Origin of the sequence: Agarivorans albus (assembly GCF_019670105.1) — a bacterium.
Classification (GTDB): Bacteria; Pseudomonadota; Gammaproteobacteria; order Enterobacterales; family Celerinatantimonadaceae; genus Agarivorans; species Agarivorans albus.
This window is the reverse complement of record NZ_AP023032.1, coordinates 3,055,015-3,076,365: the sequence shown is the minus strand read 5'-3', so window position 1 is coordinate 3,076,365 and position 21,351 is coordinate 3,055,015. Positions and strand designations below refer to the sequence as shown.

Below are 21,351 nucleotides of genomic sequence, written 5' to 3'. Positions count from 1 at the left end.
AATGAGCGACTAATAGCTATAAATACCTGATTCGAAACCTGTATCTTGGCAATTTGGGCTACTCAGCAAAATAAGTGCTAGATGATCTATTAAGAACTCTTGAACACAATGGTTATTGGGATCAGGGAGGCTTAGGAAACCATTGGCTGATAATTCGGCTTTTTCACCTTCTATATTGCTAACAAATGTTTGGCTTAACTCTAGGCTTTCACCGGAAATGTGAAACAGCATTTGTGGCGAGTCAGAGAACATTTGAGTGCTAGTTTTAGGGCTCGGTGACAGTGCTTTTCGGTAGAACCTTGCATCTCCGCAAGAACTTGAAAATAGTAAGTTGTTGTCTTCTTGGCTAAAACTATAGTGATGATCTGATAAGCTGCCGTTATAAGCTAGCATGCAGGATTTGTTTTCTAGGTAAGCTGTTTCAAGACTCACCACTCGTTGTACTAACGCTCGTTGTTCAAGTTCACGGTCTTGGGAGTAGTCATCCCAAAACAACACTCTGCCATTTTGGTCGATGGTGGCTACATGGTCATTCGCGTGGTCACGATAGATTCCAGCAGTGGTTAACGTGGCTCCCTTTGGTGGAGTGGGAATGTGGCCGTTATTGCCGTTTCTATCGCAATTGCTGCTGCATTTACTGCGCAAATCTACGGCTCCTTTAGGTTCACAGGCGCTAAGCAATAGTAATGCACTTACTGCAAATAGTAGTTTAATGATTAGTGAAGCTTTTAGTTCTGGATGAAAAGCGAATAAATAACCTTGTTTGAATCCACACTTTGTTGGTCCACTCATTTTGTTATCCTCATATTTGATAGCATTACTGCACTTTGGTTTTGTAGCTTGGTGTTAGCTTAACAAAGGGACTTTCTATATATTGGAAGGCTGAGAGAACTAAATTACGGATTTTGGAATGCCAGATTTAGACAGCGAAGGGTATGAGTTTTTTGGGCTTAAGGATGCGCAAATACGTGGGATGCAAATAGAGCGTTTAGAGTTTTTAATGGCCAACTTGGCTTGGTCTAAAAAAACCTTAGCAAATAAAGCGAATTTACCTACCAGCTCGGTTTACGCAAAATTAGATCGCGAAGGCACCAGCCAACTAACCATGTTAGACATGTGTGCTATTGCAAAAGCCATGGATATTAGTGTGGTGCAACTATTGCCGCTTACTGCGGCAGAGAGAGAGGCTGGCGTTAAGCCTCCGGCAAAAGCTTCTATGTTAAAAATGTGGGATGCTCTATTGTCGAGAAATGCAGAACAATTAGAAGTTATCTATCAAATAGATAAATTGCTTCACGACAAAAAAGGCTAAGTTAGCAGCGCTGTTCATTGCTGCTTTTTAGGCCGCCAAGCTAGGGTGGTTAAACATATTAAGCTTGTTGAATACTGCTTTGAGCTGTTTGTTGGCATCAAATTGAATGCCCACTCTCAATTTGTCGCTGGTTTGCTGCTGGCTTTTAATGGTGCCGTTTAACACTATTGGCTTTTCTGGGTTGAGTGGGAAACGTAAGATTATTTGTACAAACACCATACTTAAGCTTTGAGATGGCGCTGCTAATTCTATTCGGCAGCCACCCTCCGACAAATCTAGTACTACGCCTTCCAACATATTGCTGGATGCTTGCTCAGCCGAAACGCTGGCTGCTTGCTGCTCACTAATTACTACTGGTAGGTGAGTATTAATGCGGCTTTTATGGCGAAGCTGAATAAACTCGATCTGCTCTGGGTATTCAACAAATAGCATAATTTGTGGCTTTTTGTTTATGGTGATGAGCTTGGTTTTAAAGGCGACACACAGGCCTGCATCACCCTCAACGATCATTCTTATCACACAACTTTTACCTTCAAACATATGGTCTTGCTGCTGGGCATAAATGTGTTGAGGCAAAGAAAAGGCAAAGTAAGCACCTTCTTGATAACCCACCAGTTTGGCTTTAATACGTTGTAGCTTGTTTGCCGACAATTGAATGTCGACCATTGCGCCAGGGCTTAATTTAGTTAGGGTATTTACAATGGTTGTTCTATCAGTGGTGATTTGATGTTTGCTCAAGTTGCTAACCCTCTTGTTATTGCCCTGCGGCGTTATACTTTACTGATCAAATTGCGAGCTTTGGCTACTGCGCGAGTCTAATAATTCTTCAGCCATAATCTCAAAATCTAGCGCTAATACGGTGGCTAAAAAAACGATCATTGCTGCCATTCGTTTACGATTCATATTCATTACTTCCGTTGTGCTTATCTGTAGCGATTGTAAGAAGGGATAGGATGTTAAATTGACTTTTTACGAATGCGGGGCAATAAAAAAGCTTGTTCAAAGAACAAGCTTTTTAGTGAGAGTTAATCTGAAAATCTAGCAGTTATCAGCTTCAACAGCTTCGTACAAACGCTCTAAAAAGTCTGGCGCTGCACTTTGTACTCGGTTCCAACTTGGTATGAATGGTGTGGCAGAAGGATTTTCTAAGAAGGTTTCACCTGCTTGCATTACCGCTTTAGAAAACAGTTCTACTGCATCTTCTTCAGAGTGGCGATCTAGGGTTAAACCATTGATTAATGCGTCTGCATGGTAGTTTTCAATGAAATCTAAGGCCATACGGTAGTAAGTAGCTTTTAGTGTACGTAGTTTGCCGGGGCTGAATGTATGTCCTTGGGTTGCTAACTTACGAATGACCGCCTTACTAATATCGGTGGCCATTTTAGCTAAGCCAGCGTCTAAGTTGTCTAGGCTTAAGTCTTGGTGTTTATGGTCGTAAACATCTGCAATGTCTACCTGACAAATTCGGTTGGTGGAGTGATTGCGGTAAATTTCAGATAATACGCCTATCTCTAAACCCCAGTCTGATGGAATGCGCAAGTCATTTAATACGTCTGACTGCATTGAAAACTCACCCGCTAAAGAGTAACGGAAGCTATCTAGGTATTCTAAGTAATCGTCATAACCTTCAATTTTCTTCAAGGCTTTTAATAGTGGCGTTACTAGTAAGCGAGCCACACGGCCATTTAGTTTGCCATCGGCATGGCGGGCGTAAAAACCTTTACAGAACTCGTAGTTAAATAGAGGGTTGGCTACCGGGTACATTAGGCGAGCTAACATGCTTCGGTCGTAGGTGATAATGTCACAGTCGTGCAGACCCACTGCTTTGCTTTTTCCAGACGCAAGCGCGTAACCAAAACAATACCAAACGTTTCTGCCTTTACCGGGTTCTTTAGGGGCTAAGTTGTGCTCGGCGAGTTGGGCGTCTAAGGCGCGCAGGCGAGGACCGTCGTTCCACAATATGCGCACGTGCTGCGGTAAGCCCGAGAAGTATTCTTTTGCGTAAGCAAATTGCTCTTCGGTGGCACAGTCTAAACCAATGATGATTTCGCTTAGGTAAGGCACCTTAGCTAACTCTTCAACAATGGTTGCCAATGCCGGGCGCTCTAGCTCCGAAAATAGCGAAGGTAGAACCAAACTCATAGGTCTAACTTTTGAAAACGCTATGAGCTCCTGTTCTAACTCTTCGAGTGGACGATCAGTTAAGTTATGTAAGGTAGTCACAATACCGTTTTGATAAAAATCAGCCATGGTTATGCTCCATTAAGTAAGGAATGTAAAATTTGTTGCATCGATTGATGCCAGCCATGCGGCCCGGGGTGGGGTGCTTGGCAAGAATTTGGGTGGTTAATTACCAGTGCTTGAGAGTGTTTGCGAGGAATCACTACTGGAATGTCAGCTTGTTCCAGCATACTTAGGTCGTTATCGCTATCACCTAGGGCTATGTTGGTAAAGTTGCGCTGAAAATGGTCTTTATATATTTTGTTAAACCAGTGCATGGCGTCGGCTTTATCAAACTTGGCTTTTACATGATAAAAGCGACCCCCTTTTATTACCGCTAAATTGTGTTCGGCAAGCTTCTCGGTAAACACCTTTAGTTGCGCATCGCTGTCATTCCAAAGTAGTGGCTCTGAGGCCATTCTTTGCTTGGCCAATTGCGCATCGTATTTTGCTAAACCGGTATTAAGCTGTACTTCGCTTAGGTTCATGTCGTTAAACCCTTGGAAGCGAAAATGGTGCTGTTGGCGCAAAACACTAAGGTATTGGCAAATGTCGGGGTAGCTAGGGCCAAAGGTCTTTATTTTCCAATGCTGTTTGCCAACATTAATAGGGCTGAGCTGCTCATGTTGAATAGGGCTGTCGGCTGGAATACAAACGGCTGAGCCGTTTTCGATGGCAAAAGGCTGTTGTAAGGCCATCTTTTTCTGCAGCTCTAATACTTCCATAAAGGTTTTACTGGTATTAAAGATAACCGGCACTTTTAGAAGCTTTAACTGGTTTAAACTGGGTACGGCAGCCTCAAAACTATAACTATCATGATCTAACAAGGTGCCATCTAAATCCGTAAATACCAGTAAGCTACTGGCGGTGGTGTATAGCTCTGTTGATGATAGTTGCTTAGCGAAATACTGCATGCTGCCCCTAAATTTAACTGAATGAGTTTCTACAAGACGAAGCACGAGCAATGCCACAAAGGCAAAAAACTTTTATAAAGACTTAGTAAATCTCATATTTATCAATAGTTTGTTAAGGGTTTAATATTCATTGGTTTAGCTTCTAGAGATGGAAGCTTTGAACCTAAGTGGTGCAGGCTGAACAATATACTCTTGCTTTGCACCAAAATGGCAAGTGCTATATTTACTTAAGCCTTTGATTTACACTGAGGCTTGTCATAAATCTGTCATTAATACGTCGCATAATTGCCACAGTTTCTTAGATTGAGATGAATGAGATGCCCAGGAAGATACTTGTTGTAGAAGATGAAGCTCCAATCCGCGAAATGCTATGTTTTGTATTAGAGCAGCATGGTTATGAGCCGATTGAAGCCGCCGACTATGACCAAGCTTTAGCTAAACTAACAGAACCTTACCCAGAGTTAGCTCTGTTAGATTGGATGTTGCCTGGTGGCAGTGGGATTTCAATTATTAAGCACATGCGTCGCCACGATCTTACTCGTCAAATTCCGGTTATTATGTTGACCGCAAAAGGCGAAGAAGAAGACAAGGTTCAAGGTTTAGAAGCCGGTGCAGATGATTACTTAACTAAGCCTTTCTCGCCTAAAGAGTTAATGGCACGTGTTAAAGCGGTAATTCGCCGTATATCACCTACTTCTTTAGAAGAAACCATTGAAGTACAAGGCTTACGCCTTGATCCGGTTTCTCACCGCGTTAGCGTTGAAAATGAACCCTTGGATATGGGGCCAACAGAGTTTAAGCTACTGCACTTCTTTATGACTCACCCTGAGCGTGTTTATAGTCGTGAGCAGTTGCTCAACAACGTTTGGGGTACTAACGTGTATGTGGAAGACCGAACAGTGGATGTGCATATTCGTCGCTTACGTAAAGCGATTGGCCTTCAAGGATATGACCGTTTAATTCAAACTGTACGAGGTTCCGGTTACCGTTTTTCAACTAGGGTGAAGTAAATACGGATGTTTGTGCCTTTCTCTTGGCAACGAGTATTGTGGCGAGTGGCCTTGGTGTACTCGCCTTTATTTGTTCTGGGTATGTTTACCGGTTATACCCTAGAAATGTGTTTGTTGGCAGCGGTTATACATATTGTATGGATGTACACCCAACAACATAAATTGCTTGATTGGTTATATAACCAACGAAAGTTGTCCCCTCCGCATGGTTCTGGCAGCTGGGAGCCGGTGTTCCACGGCATTTATAACATGCTTAAACGCCGTTTAGGCCGTGAGCGAGAGCTAGCCCAATTGATGAAGTACTTTCGTTTGGGCGCCGAAGCTTTACCCGATGCCATTGTAGTGATTAACCAAGATGGCGCCATTTTGTGGTGTAATCAGTTAGCCCAAGGCATGCTTGGTTTAAAGTGGCCAGCCGATGCTGGGCAGCACCTAACCAACCTTGTTCGTACCCCCAAGTTTGTAAATTACCTGCGTAAAGCCCGTTTCGATCAACCTCTTGAAATAGTTAGCCCTGTGCAAAGTAACGTGTGGTTAGAATTTCGTGCCATGCCTTATAGCCAACAACAGTTGCTATTAGTGATTCGTGATGTGAGCCAGCTACGTAAACTGGAAAAGATGCGCAAACGCTTTGTATCTAACGTTAGCCATGAACTGCGCACACCTTTAACGGTAATGCGCGGTTATTTAGAAATGCTCGACCAAGATGAAGTTGACCCAATGATTTGGGGCAAAGCGCGCAATACCATGTTGGATCAAAGTAGCCGCATGGAGAACTTGGTTAATCAGCTGCTTACTCTGGCCAAAATTGAATCAGCCTCAGTGGAAGATAATCAAGAGACTATTAACTTCTCGAGCATGGTGGGTAATCTAGAGGCCGAAGTAGCCGGTTTAGCAAAAGGTAAACAGTTAAGTTTTAGTTTTGACATCGCCCCAGATATAGAAATTAAAGGTGATCGTGAACAGCTACGTAGTGCTTGTGGCAACCTAGTGAGTAATGCCATTAAGTATTGCGGGCAACCCGGCGAGATCCATGTGAGTTTATCGCTGATTCCGCAGGGCGCGTTGTTTTTGGTTAAAGACTCAGGCCCGGGTATTGAACGTAAACACCTACAACGTCTTACCGAGCGTTTCTATCGCGTAGATAAAGCGCGTTCTCGCGATACTGGTGGTGCTGGCCTTGGCTTATCTATTGTTAAACATGCGCTGCAACATCATGATAGCCAGCTTAAAATTAAGAGCAGCGTGAGCAAGGGAAGTACCTTTAGTTTTATCATTCCTCGTAAGCTGTTTATCCAGCAATAATCCTCTTGGTGAAGCCAGCAAAGCGTCTGGCTTCACAGCTTTCAATTCTACTGATACTTTTTGAACAATTGAGCTTATACTGAAGTATAAGTTTGATTTGTAATGGTATTCCTTTGAAATTACAGGGTCTTTTACGCAATTTTATCTTAATGCTGAGCATGGCTTGGCTCGTCTTATTCGCCTTGCCTAGTGCAGCGGTGGAAGATGAGGTGGAGCTTCCAGAGAGTAGCGATTTACTGCAATTTCCCTTTTATATCCGCGAACCTTTTGTTGGTGACCTACCCGAAATTAAAGAGCGCAAAATTATTCGTGCCTTGGTGACTTACGGTAAGTCAGATTTTCATTTGGCAGATGGGCGGCCGCTTGGCATTCAAATCGAGTTGCTGCATTTGTACGAGAAGTTTCTCAATCAAGGTATTAGGCGTGATGTAGAAAAAACCAAAGTGAAAATCGTGCCAGTGCATTTTGATCAGCTTATTCCTGCTTTAGAGGCGGGTCGGGGAGATGTGGTAGCCGCCTTTTTAACCGCAACCCCGGAGCGTAAGAAACAACTGCGTTTCGCCTTAGGTAATGCAGAAGGGGTGAATGAAGTATTAGTGAGTAATAAAGATGCGCCAAAGGTAAACAGCTGGGAAGAGCTGTCGGGTAAAAAGGTCTACGTGATGGATGGCAGCAGTTATGCCGAGCACTTAAAAGCCCTCAATTTCACCTTAAAAATGCGCGGCGTTAAACCGATTAAAGTAATAGAAGCCGATGGTAACTTGTTGTCTGAAGATATTTTGGAGCTGGTGAACGCGGGAGTGATGCCTTATACCATTATTGATGATTACAAAGCACACTTGTGGGAAAAGGTGTTTAAAGATATTCGGATCAATGAACAACTTACTACCAGTCGCAATCAAAGCTTAGGCTGGGCTGTACGTAAAACTAATCCTAAGCTACAAGAAAACTTACAAGAGTTTGTAAATAAGCAAGTTAAACAAGGAAGTCTACTAGGCAATACTTTGCTTAATCGCTATTTCGACCATACTGCGTGGATTAATCGCTTAGCCAATTCTGAAGATCGAATGCGTTTTAACCGTTATGTGCCTTTCTTTAAAAAGTATGCCAATGAATACGACTTTGATTACCTAGCGATTGTTGCCCAGGGTTATCAGGAGTCGGGCTTAGACAATACCAAAGTTAGCCATCGCGGGGCGCGCGGTATTATGCAGTTATTGCCTTCAACTGCTAAACAAATGGGCTACAGCGATTTAAGCGATCCTGAACAAAATATCGCGGCTGGAATTAAATACTTGGCCTGGTTGCGTACACATTATATTAATGAAGAAGGCATTGAAGACAGTGAGCGGATGGCCCTCATTTGGGCGGCCTACAATGCTGGGCCCACTAAAATGAACAAAATGCGCCGACTCACTAAAGAAATGAATTTAGATCCCAATCTATGGTTTGGTAATGTGGAAATAGCAGCAGGGCGTATTATTGGCAGAGAAACAGTGCGTTATGTCTCCAACGTTTACAAGTATTACATCGCCTATACCTTAGCCTTAGATTTAGAGGGCGACAGAGAAGAGGAGTAGCGCCTGCTTTTACCTGTTATTGGGTGAGTGAGTTAATCGAAAAGCGAGCAGAAATGCTCGCTTTTTTTAGCTGGTTCACAAGCTGGATAATTGCTTTGGCGAGTAGATTGCCAATCTTATTTTATAAATATAGTATTGTAATACATTTAAAGTTGTTATGGACAATACTTAATATGAAGTTGATTGGAAAGCCCCTTGGCTTGGTGTTGCTGTTATCTTTGGCGGGGTGTGGCGGTTCTTCTGAAACCGCTGGAGTGGCTGATCCTGGCAATGAGCCAAGTACGCCCGAAGAGCCAACAACTCCTGAGCCACCCACAGACCCAATAGATCCAAGTTGCCTTAGCCCTAAAGTGTTAAGCATTAGCCAAGCCAGTGATGATGGAAACCATAAAGTGGGCTATGGGCCAGAGAATTCTATTGACGGTAACTATGACAGCGAGTCGCGTTGGTCGTCGGAAGGGATTGGCAAGCAAATAACCTACAGCCTAAGTAGTCCTTCAATTGTTACGAGTATTAACCTTTATTGGCTGAACAATACTAGTCGTTTTGCCTATTATGACTTAGCAATTTCTACCGATAATCTGCAGTGGCAGGATGTAGTGACAGGCGGAATGTCTGACAAAGCTACCGGCAATGCAGAAGTGATTACGCTAACAGATGAGTTAATTGAAAATGTTCAATACTTGCGCTTAACCGGCAACGGCAACTCAGAGAGTAATTGGAACAGTGTCATTGAAGTGACTGCAGAAGGCTGCAACGACGAAGTTATTACCGAGCCGGTTGAAGATCTTAACCCATCTTTACCGCCATCAGGCAACTTTGACTTACAAGATTGGTATTTGAGCATACCTACTGATACCGATAACTCTGGCACTGCAGACTCGATTAAAGAGTCTGAGCTAAACAACGGTTATGAGAACAGCGAGTATTTTTATACCGGAGCCGATGGTGGCATGGTATTCAAAACCCCTATCTATGGTTATAAAACCTCCGCAAATACTACTTATGTTCGTACCGAGTTACGAGAAATGCTACGACGTGGTGATACCAGCATAAGTACCCAAGGTGTAAATAAAAACAACTGGGTATTTTCTAGTGCGCCTAGCAGCGCGCAAAATAATGCGGGTGGAGTGAACGGTGAACTGTTTGCCACATTGGCGGTAAACCATGTCACAACTACCGGGGAAGATTATCAAATTGGTCGAGTAATCATTGGTCAAATTCATGCTAATGATGATGAGCCGATCCGCCTTTATTACCGTAAGTTGCCTAACAATGATAAAGGGGCTATCTATTTTGCTCACGAGTCGCGAAATCAATCTGATGATGATTGGGTGGAGATGATAGGTAGCAGAAGTAATACTGCTAGCAATCCTTCCGATGGTATCGCGCTAGACGAGAAATTTAGCTATCGGATTAAGGTTGTCGCTAATACCCTAAGCGTTACCATTATTCGTGAGGGTAAAGCTGACGTTTCTGCAAGCTACGATATGAGCGACAGCGCTTACGACGACCCAGACCAATATATGTACTTTAAAGCTGGGGTATACAATCAAAATAAATCTGGCGATGTTGACGACTACGTGCAAGCCACTTTTTATGCTTTGAGTAATACTCACCAAGGTTATAACCCTTAAAATTAAAAGCTCGGTAGACTATCTACCGAGCTTTTCCCGCTGCTTTATCAAAAAACACTATTATTTTCTGTGGTTAATTGTCTGCTAATTCAATTAGTTATTTTCATTGCTTGGCAAAAAAGACAGTTTTTTTACGAAAATAATAGACTGACATATAACTGTCACACTGCAGAAATATAATTGTCATCGAATTCACCAATACTACATGACGAAAATAACTCAACGCGTCATTTATGGAGATAAAGATGACATTTAAAAAATTGCTTAGTGCAGTAGCTATTTCTGCCTCATTGGTAACAACTACCGTACTTGCAGCTGGCCTGGATGCCACTCTTCCTGAATACAAGAAAACAACTGGTGTTTCAGGTAACCTTTCATCTGTAGGTTCTGATACTTTAGCCAACATGATGACTTTGTGGGCTGAAGAGTTTAAGCGTGAATACCCTAACGTAAACGTACAAATTCAAGCTGCTGGTTCTTCTACTGCTCCTCCAGCTCTAACTGAAGGTACTTCTCAGTTCGGCCCAATGAGCCGTCAAATGAAGAGCAAAGAAGTAGAAGCTTTCGAAAAGCGCTTCGGTTACAAGCCAACTCCAGTTCGCGTAGCTATCGACGCATTGGCTGTATTTGTTCATAAAGACAACCCAATCGAAGGTTTAAACCTTGCTCAAGTTGACGCTATCTTCTCTTCTACTCTTAAGTGTGGTGAGAACGCAGTTGCTGACCGTTGGAGCCAAGTTGGTCTAGAAGGTTCTTGGGCTGATAAAGACATTCAATTGTTCGGCCGTAACTCAGTATCTGGTACTTACGGTTACTTCAAGAAGAAAGCACTTTGTAAGGGTGACTTCAAGAACACTGTAAACGAACAGCCTGGTTCTGCTTCAGTTGTTCAGTCTGTATCTTCTTCTTTGAACGCTATCGGTTACTCAGGTATCGGTTACAAAACGTCTGGTGTTAAAGCTGTTGCTCTTGCCAAGAAAGGTAATGACTACATTGAAGCTACTTTAGACAACGCCGCTACTGGTAAGTACCCACTATCTCGCTTCTTATACGTTTACGTTAACAAGCACCCTAACAAGCCATTAGCACCAATGGAGCGTGAGTTCCTAAAAATGATTCTGTCTAAAACAGGTCAAACAATTGTTGCTAAAGACGGTTACGTACCACTACCTTCAAAAGTAGTTATGGCTGACCTAGAAAAATTAGGTATCTCTCTATAATCTGAGAGTAGCTAATAATAAAACCTCGCTGCGGCGGGGTTTTTTGCTATTAAGTCTCCACCAAAACTCGCCATCAGCGCTAACTTCAAGCAACTCTACTGAACTTCTCAAGCATTGCCGCCGTACTCTAGATACATCTCTAATACCAATCACACTAAGTAAGCGATCAGCAATAGCGCAGGAAAAATACTCGAGATTAAGACAGAGATTTTCGATAAGTAGTTATTCTACAATCAAAAATTCTAACGCAGTTATCGAGTTTTCTAAGCAGATTGAATGATCAGTTAATTAGTACGATTGGTACAAATAAGGAAATAACCATGAAACTTGTTACCTTGCTGCTTGGTCTGTTTTTGGCTTCACAAGTGAACGCTGCAGGAAGTGGTCGATATGAATCTCAAAAGAGCAGTAAGCCGCTTAGTGCTGCTGAAGCCATGCTTAGTGAACAAAACTATCTTCAAGCTAGCGAATGGCTCAGTGACTACCTGCAAAGTAAAAAGGGTCGCCGCTCAGCCGACGCTTGGAACCTACTCGGCTTTAGCTTGCGTAAGCAAGGCCACTACCAGCAAGCTTTGTATGCTTATCAGCAAGCCTTGTCTATCAAACCTTCTCATCTTGGCGCTTTAGAGTATTCGGGAGAGCTGTACTTGAGTCTGCAAGAGTTAGCGCGAGCAGAGCAAAACTTAGCACGATTGGAACAATATTGTGGTAATTGCCAAGAACAACAACAGCTAGAATTGGCGATTTCTCGCTATCTTGCTGAATAATATAGATTTTGTCGCTAATCGGCGACGTTTTGGCTTTGGTGGTAAATTTTGAAAATAGAGTTTATTTAGTGATTTATAGTGATTGAGCAGCGGTGAAAATCCTTTCAGCAACATATCTAGGTGAACTTCGGTTTTAATGAAATTGTCACTTGAAATGTGATTCGTGTCACACTAAATTATAGGTGTGACTTGGATCACGTTTGATTTGAGACACTAATGATATTAAATACTTAGGAGAAAGATTATGTTTGATTACTTTGGCGCACTTTACTCGTCGTATTATTTTACTAAAGCTGATGATTACAACTTTTATTGCGAAACTCGCAAAGATATTCACCGTTAAGACTAGTTAAAGGTGGATATATGGTTCTTCATCCGATCATTGGTTCAGCATTATCAACTTATGTTCGTTTCGGGTGCTTAGAGCAAGATAAACGACAGCAGAGATAATTGTAATGAATCAAGTTAACCCCAGTGCCTGAAACGAGCTCGCTCCTTCAGGCATTTTTTATTCTTTTCCCCGCGCTTCCCATCTTGTTCGTTTCCTGAGCAAATTATTTTAGCAAAAACTCTAAAACAAGCTTGCAATGTGATGTGTGTCACATTATTATTCTTTCCGTGAGCTGGTTCACACTTTTTAGTTTCTAGGAGAAACACTATGTTTGATTACTTTGGTTCTTTATATACAACTTACTATTTCACTAAAGCTGCGGATTACAAAGCAACAGATTCTAACAACCTACACCGTTAATCCTCACATTTGAACATGTGGGCTTAGCACTTAGCCTTTCGCAATGCCGAGAGAGTGACAGTCAACTGAGCGAGAATACACTATGAGTCAAATGTTCTAAAATGCCTGATAGCTTAAAAGCATCAGGCATTTTTCGTTTTAAAAATTTTTTTACCCCGTATCAAATTACTTCCCGACAAAATTACTTATACTGCTAGGCAGTGATTGTTAAATGAGAAATTTTTATGTCGTTAGTTCAACCTCTTATTCTTAAGTCTCAACAGCATCATGCTAGTTTTTTGCGCTTTAGCCTCGTTAACCGTGAGGCCCTAGCTGATTGTTTAAGTCAAATTCAAGCGCTTTACCGAGCAGAAGATACGGTGATTGGTTTTGGCCAGCCATTGCTCGCTATGAATAACACTGTAGTAGAAGGTGTAAAGAGTGCCGAGAGTATTCAAGGGCCAAAACGCACCAGTCCAGCTAACCAAGATGATTTATGGCTGCGAGCAAGTGGCAGCGATCCTGGTGAAGTGATGCTGCGTGTGCAAGAGTGGTTAGATGTTTTAGTGCCAAGCTTTAGTTTAAACGAACAAGTAGATGGCTTTTGTCACCGAGAGGGACGAGATCTATCGGGTTACGTAGATGGCACCGAAAATCCAGAAGACAACGCTGAGCAAGTGGTAGCCTTAACTGGCGAGAAGGGCATTGCTGGTTCAACCATGCTAGCGGTGCAAAAGTGGCAACATCAACTTAAACATTTCAATAGCCTGCCAAGCAAACATCAAGATGATATTATCGGTCGCCGCAAAAGTGACAATGTGGAATTTCCAGAGTCGCCACCTTCAGCTCACGTGCGTCGCACAGCTCAAGAGAGCTTTACTCCAGAAGCCTTTATGTTACGCCGCAGCTTACCTTGGATAGAGCAGCAAGATTGTGGTTTAAACTTTGTGTGTTTTGCTAACAGCTTTTACCCTTTTGAGGCGCAGCTAAAACGTATGCTGGGTTGTGAAGATGGTATTGAAGATGGCTTGTTTGAATTTAGCCGCCCACTAAGCACCGCTTATTACTGGTGCCCACCAGTAGATGGTGAACAGCTAGATTTATGCTACCTACAGCTTTAGTTTAACCAAGCTTATTAGGGTCTGTTGATCTTTGCTGATGGTTTTTGCAGTAATTTATTAGCCATTTAGGAAAGGCAGTGAGTGTGCAGTTAAGTGGGCTTAATTATCACTCGCTAACGCTGAATAAATGGCTAAGAAATGCTGCCCGAAGGGTTCGGATAAGCGAACTTTACTCTTTGTTAAGCACTTCTTGCTTAGCCCACTAGGCTTCTAAGTGCTCGCCGCGATTAAAGCCCGCTTATCTCGAACAAAATTTTAACATCAAAGATCAACAGACCCTAGTTGGCGTTCATCGAAATAGGATGAACGCCAATTTTATTCTTCAAGCTCGGTTTTATAAAGCGCCATACCTCGAGCTTTATAGTTAGCAAGTGCTGCCGGGTGGTCTAAATCACAGGTGTGTACCCATACACGTGTTGCTTGCCATTGCCATGCCGTTTTAATGCACTGGCTGAGTAAACCGCCGCCTAAGCCTTGGCCAAAGAATGCTTTATCTAGACCAAAGTAGATGATTTCTACACTGTTATCTTGATGTTTATTTAGTTCAAAGTAACCGACAAATTGCTCACCTGAATAAGCGCCAAAGGTTCGTAAGTTTGCTGGCTGGGTATAGTCGGCCCACTGTTGCTCTGTCCACACAAGCTTATCGTTCCATTGCCAGTGTTTTCCTACTTCGCTATAAAACTGGCGACTTAGCTCAGCCTGATTGGTTTTTACTTCTTCAATTCTTACATGTTCTGGAAGGGGCTTAGCGTTGAGTTGCTCAAGCTGAGTTTGTTGTAGGTAGTATACGGTGGTCATTGTTTTTCCTATTGCAATTCTTTGCCGCAGTGTAGCAATTGAAGTGCGTTCGCTCTATCTAAATCTTATTAGTAAGTAACTGATTATTAGATAAAATTATCAGTGTAAAATAGTTGTTACAACTGTCCAAGTTTTTTACATGCTGATAATTTGATTTTTTATTAGAAAATTCAAGTTATTGAAATGAGGTTACTTATAACTGGTGGCTTAGTTTATGCTTTTACTTAGATATCACTAATAATGGGACTTTATTGGTATCGTTATCAGCATCGGCTATACCAAAAAGAGCGTTAGTTTTATGAAAACTTTGCCTATTGTGGTCGGCTTCTTTGCCATTCTATCTTCCTTCAGCCTTTGGGCTACACCAGTAACAAGCTTCGTGGTGGGCGGAGTGTGTGACCCCTCTCGTGCTACCTTAAATTCTATTATGGAATCAGGAGAGGCAAGTGAATTGTTGGGAGGCGTCAATCCATCTTATTCTGCCAGTGCTTGTTTGGTGTTTGATGGAAATGATGACGGCAACGCGAACGATCCTCAGGTGAATATTGGTCAAAAAGACGATGGTTTGCTCAATACTAAGTATGGGCCTGATAACTCTTTATTTTTTATTGAGCCAGAAGAGCTGCAAAATTTGGATGACTTTCCTGCAGGCATTGCCGATGACCCAGGCTGGATTCACTTGGCTAGTGTAGGTGGCGCGATAGGGCAGAATGACCAATTAGCGGTGAACTATGATCAGGCAGGGCCAATTGCTAGTGGTGGATTATTCCTTGATATCGACGCTCTGCTAAACATGACGTTTACTTGTGTGGATGATGATAACGGCGAGTGCAAGGCAGTAGATTGGGTTATAGAAACCGATCCAAGTATTATCGACCAAGTATCTCAGTTGTTAGGTGAGGCGACTTTCGACCATCTTGTGTTCTCTATAAAAGCGGGTAATGGTTTTATACTTTACGACTTCGACTTTATCGATATTTTTGCTCAGGAATTAAGTGATTATCCCGCTTCAAGTTTAAACTTTAATACCCCGTATAAGCTATCTGGTAGTTTAAATACTGGGGATTTTCTTAATCCGAATGGGAATAGTGCCCAGGCTATATCGCACTTAAACGTTTGGGCGCGAGACCCTTCCGATCCTTCTATTACGCGTATCAATGAACCAAGTACCTTTGGCATATTCATACTTGCTGTTCTTGGGGTGATTAGTGCGCGACTAGCACGCAAAAATCCCCAAATTTCCTAAGCGCTTTACGCTTTGTTTTTCTACTAAACCAAATGTAACTACTCGCTAGTAGTTACATTTCATTTACTTTTGTGTAAACGTTTTCCTGCTTTCGTGAGTACGCTCTCATTTTTGCGGAGATAGGCCAACTAAAATCAGCCAATAAACTTGTTATCACTGCAATTGGTATATCCGCCCGTTAGGGCTTAGCAGTTAGATAACAAGCGCCTACATTGTACTACTTGGTTTATGGAGATAAGAATGACGCGAGTAAGCGCCACACTGTTAGCCCAAAAAGATTGGGAAAATCCCTCTGTTACTGAGCGTAATCGCTTACCCTCACATGTACCTTTAGCTTCATATAGTGGCTTAGATGCAGCCTTAAATCTGCAACAGGCAGAGCATCAGCTCAGTTTAAATGGGCAGTGGAATTTTTGTTTGCTCAAACAGCCTGAGCAATTGAGTGATGCGCTAATTGCTGGCAGCAAGGGTAGTTGGAAAAGCATAGCAGTGCCTGGTAATTGGCAGTTACAGGGCTTTGATAAAGCCATTTATACCAATGTCATTTACCCCTTTGAAGTAAATCCTCCCTACGTGCCTAGTGATAACCCTACGGGGGTTTATCGTACAGAGTTTAACTACCAAGCTGCTTGGGCTAATAAACAAGTGCGTTTGCGTTTTGAAGGGGTTAACTCTGCCTTTCACGTAGTTATAAATGGCCAACAAGTGGGTTACGGACAAGATAGCCGTTTAGCCAGCGAATTTGATATTGGGCCTTTTTTACAAGAGGGGACCAACCAACTGTGTGTGATTGTTTATCGCTGGAGTGATGGGAGTTACCTAGAAGATCAAGATATGTGGTGGTTAAGCGGCATTTTTCGTGACGTGAGCATTTACGCTAAGCCGCAAGTCCATATTGCAGACTTTAGCATCCATACCCAACTAGACGCTTGTTATCGAGATGCGCAGTTGCAAGTAGAGGTTCAACTGGCTGGGGCTAGTTTAGCGCAGTTAGACGGCTACCAAATTGAGTTGCAGCTTTATGACGGTGATGGCGCGGTATTCGCTAACCCAGTGCGAGAATCCACCAACAATTTGTCGGTGGATGAAAAAGGCGGCTTTGCCGATCGTATCTTTTTAAGCAGCACTGTTGTTGAACCTAAGCTCTGGAGTGACGAACAGCCTAATTTGTACAGAGCGGTCTTAAGTTTATTGGATGCTAAAGGAAACGTACTGGAAGTGGAACAAAGCTCGGTGGGCTTTCGCTGCGTAGAAATTAGCGATGGTTTATTGAAACTCAACGGCAAACCGGTGTTAATTCGTGGGGTAAACCGCCACGAACATGACCCAGAGCTTGGACACGTGATGACCGAAGCCACTATGTTGCAAGACATAAAGTTGCTTAAGCAGAACAACTTTAATGCTGTACGCACCGCGCATTATCCTAATCACCCACGTTGGTATGAGCTCTGTGATGAATACGGATTATTGTTAGTTGATGAAACCAACCTAGAAACCCATGGTATGTTTCCGATGAAACGTTTGTCGGACGATCCGCAGTGGATGCATGCTTACATGCAGCGAGTAACCCGCATGGTAGCACGTGACAAAAACCATCCGTCGATCATTATTTGGTCTTTGGGTAATGAGTCTGGTTACGGCAGCAATCACGATGCAATGTATGGCTGGTTGAAACAAGCAGATCAAAGTCGTCCCATTCAATACGAAGGGGGTGGGGCCGATACTCCCGCTACTGATATTTTGTGCCCAATGTATGCTCGAGTCGATTGGGATACCGCAGGAGAAGGGATCCCTAAGCGAGCGATTACCGCGCATATTGCCGACCCTAACGAACAGCGTCCGCTTATTTTGTGTGAGTATGCCCATGCGATGGGCAACAGCTTGGGAAGTATTGAAGAGTACTGGCGAGCATTTCGTTTGCATCCTCGCTTGCAGGGCGGTTTTATTTGGGACTGGGTCGACCAAGGTATTACCAAGCAAAGTGATTCTGGAGAAACATACTGGGCTTATGGGGGCGATTTTGGCGACCAACCTAATGATCGCCAGTTTTGTATTAACGGGTTGATTTTCCCAGATCGCAGCCCCCACCCTAGTTTGCATGAAATTAAGTATTTACAGCAATACTGGCAGATAAGTGCAGAAAACCTAGCCAAGGGTGAGGTGTTAATCAGCAATGAGCACTTAGTAAATGATAGTAGTAACACCGCAGGGGAGTGGCGAATAGAGCGCAATGGCGAGCTATTTAGCCAAGGCGAGTTTAGCTTAAGCTTGCAAGCTGGTGAGCAGCAAATAATGTGTTTGCCAAAGGCAGCCATGCAAGATTTAGCGACTCAAACTAGTGGTGAGTTTTGGCTAACTATAAACATTAAACTGAAACAGGCTACTGCTTGGGCACTGGCTGGCCATAGTTTGGCAAAACAACAATTTAAGTTAGCCTTTGGCGGTTTAAATAGCCCTAAACCATTAAATAAAGCTGAAGTTAAATGCACTCAGCAAGATCGCAGAATACGCTTTGAGAGCTCAAAGCAGCTGCTTGAATTTGATTGTGTTAGCGCGCAATGGCTAGCTTGGACAGTAAATGAAAAGCAGTTGTTTACCGCCGCACCGGTTGATAATTTTTACCGTGCTCCGCTCGATAATGATATTGGAGTAAGTGAAGCTAGCCAAATGGATCCCAACTCGTGGATTGCCCGTTGGCAAAGTGCTGGTCTTCATCAATTAAAACGTGAAGCTTTAGATTTTAATTTCTCTCAACTTAGCAACGGATGCTGGCTTGTGGAATGCAGTAGCGAGTATCGCCATCAGCAGAAAACCGCTTTTAAGGTGTTACACCGTTATGTGATTAGCGCCGACAAGGTGGCTTTTGATTGTGAGGTGAACGCCGCTGCTTACTTGCCGCCTCTGCCAAGGGTTGGGCTGAGCTTAAGCCTAGACAAACAATTTAGTGAGCTGTCGTGGTTTGGTTTGGGTCCACATGAAAATTACCGAGACCGTTTAGCCGCTGCTACCGTCAGCCGCTATAGTGAAACTGTCGATAACTTGCATACCCCCTATATTTTCCCTAGTGAAAATGGCGGGAGGGGAGAGGTCAGGCAGTTGTCTCTTAAGCATGAACAGCAGTTGAATGTAGAGCTGCACTGCCAACCGAGTTTGCAAATGACAGCGAGTCGTTTTAGCCAGCAAGACTTAAGCGACGCAACACATAATTATCAGCTTAAAGACAGTGGCAGTGTGTTTGTACATTTAGATGTTGCCCACCAAGGAGTAGGGGGAGATGACTCTTGGAGTCCTTCGGTACACCCTAAACATCAGGTACTAGAGAACTACTTTAGCTACCACATTGATTTTACCGCACAAGGATAGTTGCTATGAGCTTGTTTCATTTATTCGGGCGAAGCAGTAGCTTGCTGTTAAAGCAAACCAACAGCCTACCAGAAATCATTTATTGGGGCGCAAAGCTTAATGGCCCAATCGATGAAGCCTTGCTGGATGCCATTAGCCGGCCGGTGCCTGAAGCAAGCTTAGATGAAGACGTGCCGTTAACCCTTTGCCCCGAGGCCAGTGAAGGGTGGTTCTCGAGCCCAGGCTTAGAGGGAAACCGCGCCGGTAAAGATTGGTGCCCAAGCTTTACCGCTAACGCCACCCTTGAAGGTCATAGCAAGTTAATTGTAGAAGCCGTAGATAGCCGTGCAGAATTAGCGCTTAGCTTAAGTGTAAGCCTTGATGAGGCGAGTGATGTGCTTACCTTGCAAAGTAAGGTAACTAACCTTGGCGAACAAGCTTATAATTTGCAGCGCTTGGCGCTGGCCCTGCCTTTGCCAGCCTATTGCGATGAACTGTTATCATTACATGGCCGCTGGACTAAAGAGTTTCAGCAGCACCGTCAGCCCTTGGAGCGGGGGATAATAAGCCAAGAGAACCGTCGTGGGCGTACTTCACACCAGTATTTTCCGGGAGCGATTATCGGCAGCAAAGGTTTTTCTCACCAAGTGGGAGAAGTGTTTGGTTTTCATTTCGCTTGGAGTGGTAATCACCGTATTCAAAGCGGTGTAAAAACCGATGGGCGACGTTGGTTACAAGCCGAAGAGTTATTGCTTAGTGGTGAAGTTCGCTTGACTAAAGGCGAAAGTTACCAAACTCCAGAGTTGATGGCGACTTACGCCAGCACTGGCTTAAACGCAATGAGCGCTAACTTTCACCATTATGTGCGTAGTCACATTCTTCGCTTTCCTGAAGCAGATAAAGCAAGACCGGTGCACCTTAACACCTGGGAAGGGATCTATTTTGACCACGATCCTGCTTACATTAAGCAAATGGCCAGCTTAGCAGCATATATTGGTGTAGAGCGCTTTATTATTGATGATGGCTGGTTTATTGGTCGAGAGCACGATAAAGCAGGTTTGGGAGATTGGTTTTTAGATAACCAAAAGTATCCGCAAGGCTTAGAAGAAGTGATAAACCATGTGCATGCATTAGGCATGGAGTTTGGTTTATGGTTTGAACCAGAGATGGTTAACCCCGACTCAAATTTGTATCGTAAACACCCTGAATGGGTATTGGGGCAGGCCGGTTATCAACAAAAAACGGGTCGTTACCAATATGTACTCGATTTACAAAATCCTCAGGTGTTTGCCTATTTGCTTGAGCGCTTAGATAGCCTGTTAAGTGAATATGCTATTGCCTATATTAAGTGGGACATGAACCGCGAGCTAGTTCAACCAAGCCACCTAGGTGAAGCGGCGGTGCATGGTCAAACTCAAGCCTTTTATGCCTTGGTGGACGAATTGGCTAAACGCCACCCCGAGCTGGAAATCGAAAGCTGTTCCTCGGGCGGCGGTCGCATTGACTACGAAGTTTTAAAGCGCAGCCATCGATTTTGGCTCTCAGATAGCAATGACGCGCTAGAGCGACAAATTATGCAGCCAGCGATGTTGTACTTTTTCCCACCAGAAGTGATGGGCTCACACATTGGCCTTGCCCATAGCCACACCACCTATCGACAACATAGCATTGGGTTTAGGGGGTTAACCGCATTGGTTGGCCATATGGGCGTAGAGTTAGATCCAGTAGCAGTTGATGCCAAAGAGCGAGAGCAGTTTGCGCACTATATTGCCTTACATAAATCACTGAGGCCCTTGCTGCATTCCGGCACTTTTCATCAGTTAAATGCTAGTGATAATAGCTGGCAAGCTTATGGCGTGTTAGACCAAGATAAAGGCGAAGGCGTATACTGGGCGGTGCAGTTGTCTATGCCAGCTTACACTTTGCCGGGCAGACTAAAGCTAATCAACTTACAGCCTCAAGCCCTTTATAAAGTTGAAGTATTGGATAAACCAGACTTTAAACACATTATGAAAAAGTTTCCTAACTGGCTTGAGAAAACATGTCTGCTTAGCGGTGAGAGTTTAATGAACTTAGGCTTACAGTTACCCATTATGGATCCAGAAACCGCGATGTTGATTAACGTAACGCGCCAAGCTTAAGCTAA

17 protein-coding genes are annotated in these 21,351 nt (G+C 43.4%); 11 read left to right on the top strand and 6 right to left on the bottom strand.

From position 1 onward, the window contains the following. Positions 1 to 9 precede the first annotated feature (9 nt). Positions 10 to 792 (bottom strand): hypothetical protein, encoded by a 783-nt coding sequence (locus K5620_RS13850; protein WP_016401768.1) that lies wholly within the window; start codon positions 790 to 792, stop codon positions 10 to 12. A gap of 118 nt (positions 793 to 910) precedes the next feature. Between K5620_RS13850 and K5620_RS13845 the strand changes: the two genes are divergently transcribed. Then, positions 911 to 1,312, top strand: coding sequence for a hypothetical protein (locus K5620_RS13845; protein WP_016401767.1), 402 nt, complete (start codon positions 911 to 913; stop codon positions 1,310 to 1,312). 27 nt (positions 1,313 to 1,339) lie between these two features. On the opposite strand, the gene K5620_RS13840 is transcribed toward K5620_RS13845, so the two are convergent. The 4 genes from K5620_RS13840 to K5620_RS13830 form a co-directional block, all read right to left on the bottom strand. Then, positions 1,340 to 2,050, bottom strand: coding sequence for a flagellar brake protein (locus K5620_RS13840; protein WP_016401766.1), 711 nt, complete (start codon positions 2,048 to 2,050; stop codon positions 1,340 to 1,342). 39 nt (positions 2,051 to 2,089) lie between these two features. Then, positions 2,090 to 2,215: a hypothetical protein gene (locus K5620_RS21825; RefSeq protein WP_016401765.1), complete on the bottom strand. Its 126-nt coding sequence runs from the start codon at positions 2,213 to 2,215 to the stop codon at positions 2,090 to 2,092. Between the two features lie 135 nt (positions 2,216 to 2,350). Next, positions 2,351 to 3,562 (bottom strand): glycosyltransferase family protein, encoded by a 1,212-nt coding sequence (locus K5620_RS13835; protein WP_016401764.1) that lies wholly within the window; start codon positions 3,560 to 3,562, stop codon positions 2,351 to 2,353. Between the two features lie 2 nt (positions 3,563 to 3,564). Further along, positions 3,565 to 4,446, bottom strand: coding sequence for an HAD-IIB family hydrolase (locus K5620_RS13830; RefSeq protein WP_016401763.1), 882 nt, complete (start codon positions 4,444 to 4,446; stop codon positions 3,565 to 3,567). A gap of 317 nt (positions 4,447 to 4,763) precedes the next feature. Here K5620_RS13830 and phoB point away from each other — a divergent pair, with 317 nt between their 5' ends. From phoB to K5620_RS13795, 7 genes are all read left to right on the top strand, one after another. Then, the gene (gene phoB / locus K5620_RS13825; protein WP_040307168.1) at positions 4,764 to 5,456 is read left to right on the top strand and encodes a phosphate regulon transcriptional regulator PhoB; all 693 of its coding nucleotides are present in this window, start codon (positions 4,764 to 4,766) and stop codon (positions 5,454 to 5,456) included. Positions 5,457 to 5,462: 6 nt separating this feature from the next. Next, positions 5,463 to 6,761 carry a phosphate regulon sensor histidine kinase PhoR gene (gene phoR, locus K5620_RS13820; protein WP_016401761.1) on the top strand — a complete coding sequence of 433 codons (1,299 nt, stop codon included), beginning with the start codon at positions 5,463 to 5,465 and terminating at the stop codon, positions 6,759 to 6,761. A gap of 158 nt (positions 6,762 to 6,919) precedes the next feature. Next, positions 6,920 to 8,341, top strand: a complete 1,422-nt coding sequence (locus tag K5620_RS13815; protein WP_016401760.1) for an MltF family protein — start codon at positions 6,920 to 6,922, stop codon at positions 8,339 to 8,341. A 173-nt stretch (positions 8,342 to 8,514) separates the two neighbouring features. Beyond that, positions 8,515 to 9,978 carry a polysaccharide lyase family 7 protein gene (locus K5620_RS13810; RefSeq protein WP_016401759.1) on the top strand — a complete coding sequence of 488 codons (1,464 nt, stop codon included), beginning with the start codon at positions 8,515 to 8,517 and terminating at the stop codon, positions 9,976 to 9,978. Positions 9,979 to 10,223: 245 nt separating this feature from the next. After that, complete coding sequence (locus K5620_RS13805) at positions 10,224 to 11,198, top strand: PstS family phosphate ABC transporter substrate-binding protein (RefSeq protein WP_016401758.1); 975 nt, start codon at positions 10,224 to 10,226, stop codon at positions 11,196 to 11,198. Between the two features lie 320 nt (positions 11,199 to 11,518). After that, positions 11,519 to 11,965 (top strand): tetratricopeptide repeat protein, encoded by a 447-nt coding sequence (locus K5620_RS13800; protein WP_016401757.1) that lies wholly within the window; start codon positions 11,519 to 11,521, stop codon positions 11,963 to 11,965. 975 nt (positions 11,966 to 12,940) lie between these two features. Beyond that, a complete protein-coding gene (locus K5620_RS13795; protein WP_016401756.1) occupies positions 12,941 to 13,816 on the top strand; it encodes a Dyp-type peroxidase in 876 nt (291 codons plus the stop codon). A 315-nt stretch (positions 13,817 to 14,131) separates the two neighbouring features. On the opposite strand, the gene K5620_RS13790 is transcribed toward K5620_RS13795, so the two are convergent. After that, positions 14,132 to 14,617: a GNAT family N-acetyltransferase gene (locus K5620_RS13790; protein ID WP_016401755.1), complete on the bottom strand. Its 486-nt coding sequence runs from the start codon at positions 14,615 to 14,617 to the stop codon at positions 14,132 to 14,134. Positions 14,618 to 14,915: 298 nt separating this feature from the next. On the opposite strand from K5620_RS13790, the gene K5620_RS13785 reads away from it, so the two are divergent. The 3 genes from K5620_RS13785 to K5620_RS13775 all read left to right on the top strand — a co-directional run bounded on the left by K5620_RS13785 (position 14,916) and on the right by K5620_RS13775 (position 21,346). Next, the gene (locus K5620_RS13785) at positions 14,916 to 15,863 is read left to right on the top strand and encodes a hypothetical protein (RefSeq protein ID WP_221077384.1); all 948 of its coding nucleotides are present in this window, start codon (positions 14,916 to 14,918) and stop codon (positions 15,861 to 15,863) included. A gap of 240 nt (positions 15,864 to 16,103) precedes the next feature. Further along, positions 16,104 to 19,226 (top strand): beta-galactosidase, encoded by a 3,123-nt coding sequence (locus tag K5620_RS13780; RefSeq protein ID WP_016401752.1) that lies wholly within the window; start codon positions 16,104 to 16,106, stop codon positions 19,224 to 19,226. Between the two features lie 5 nt (positions 19,227 to 19,231). Next, a complete protein-coding gene (locus K5620_RS13775; protein WP_016401751.1) occupies positions 19,232 to 21,346 on the top strand; it encodes an alpha-galactosidase in 2,115 nt (704 codons plus the stop codon). The last annotated feature ends 5 nt before the right edge of the window (positions 21,347 to 21,351 follow it).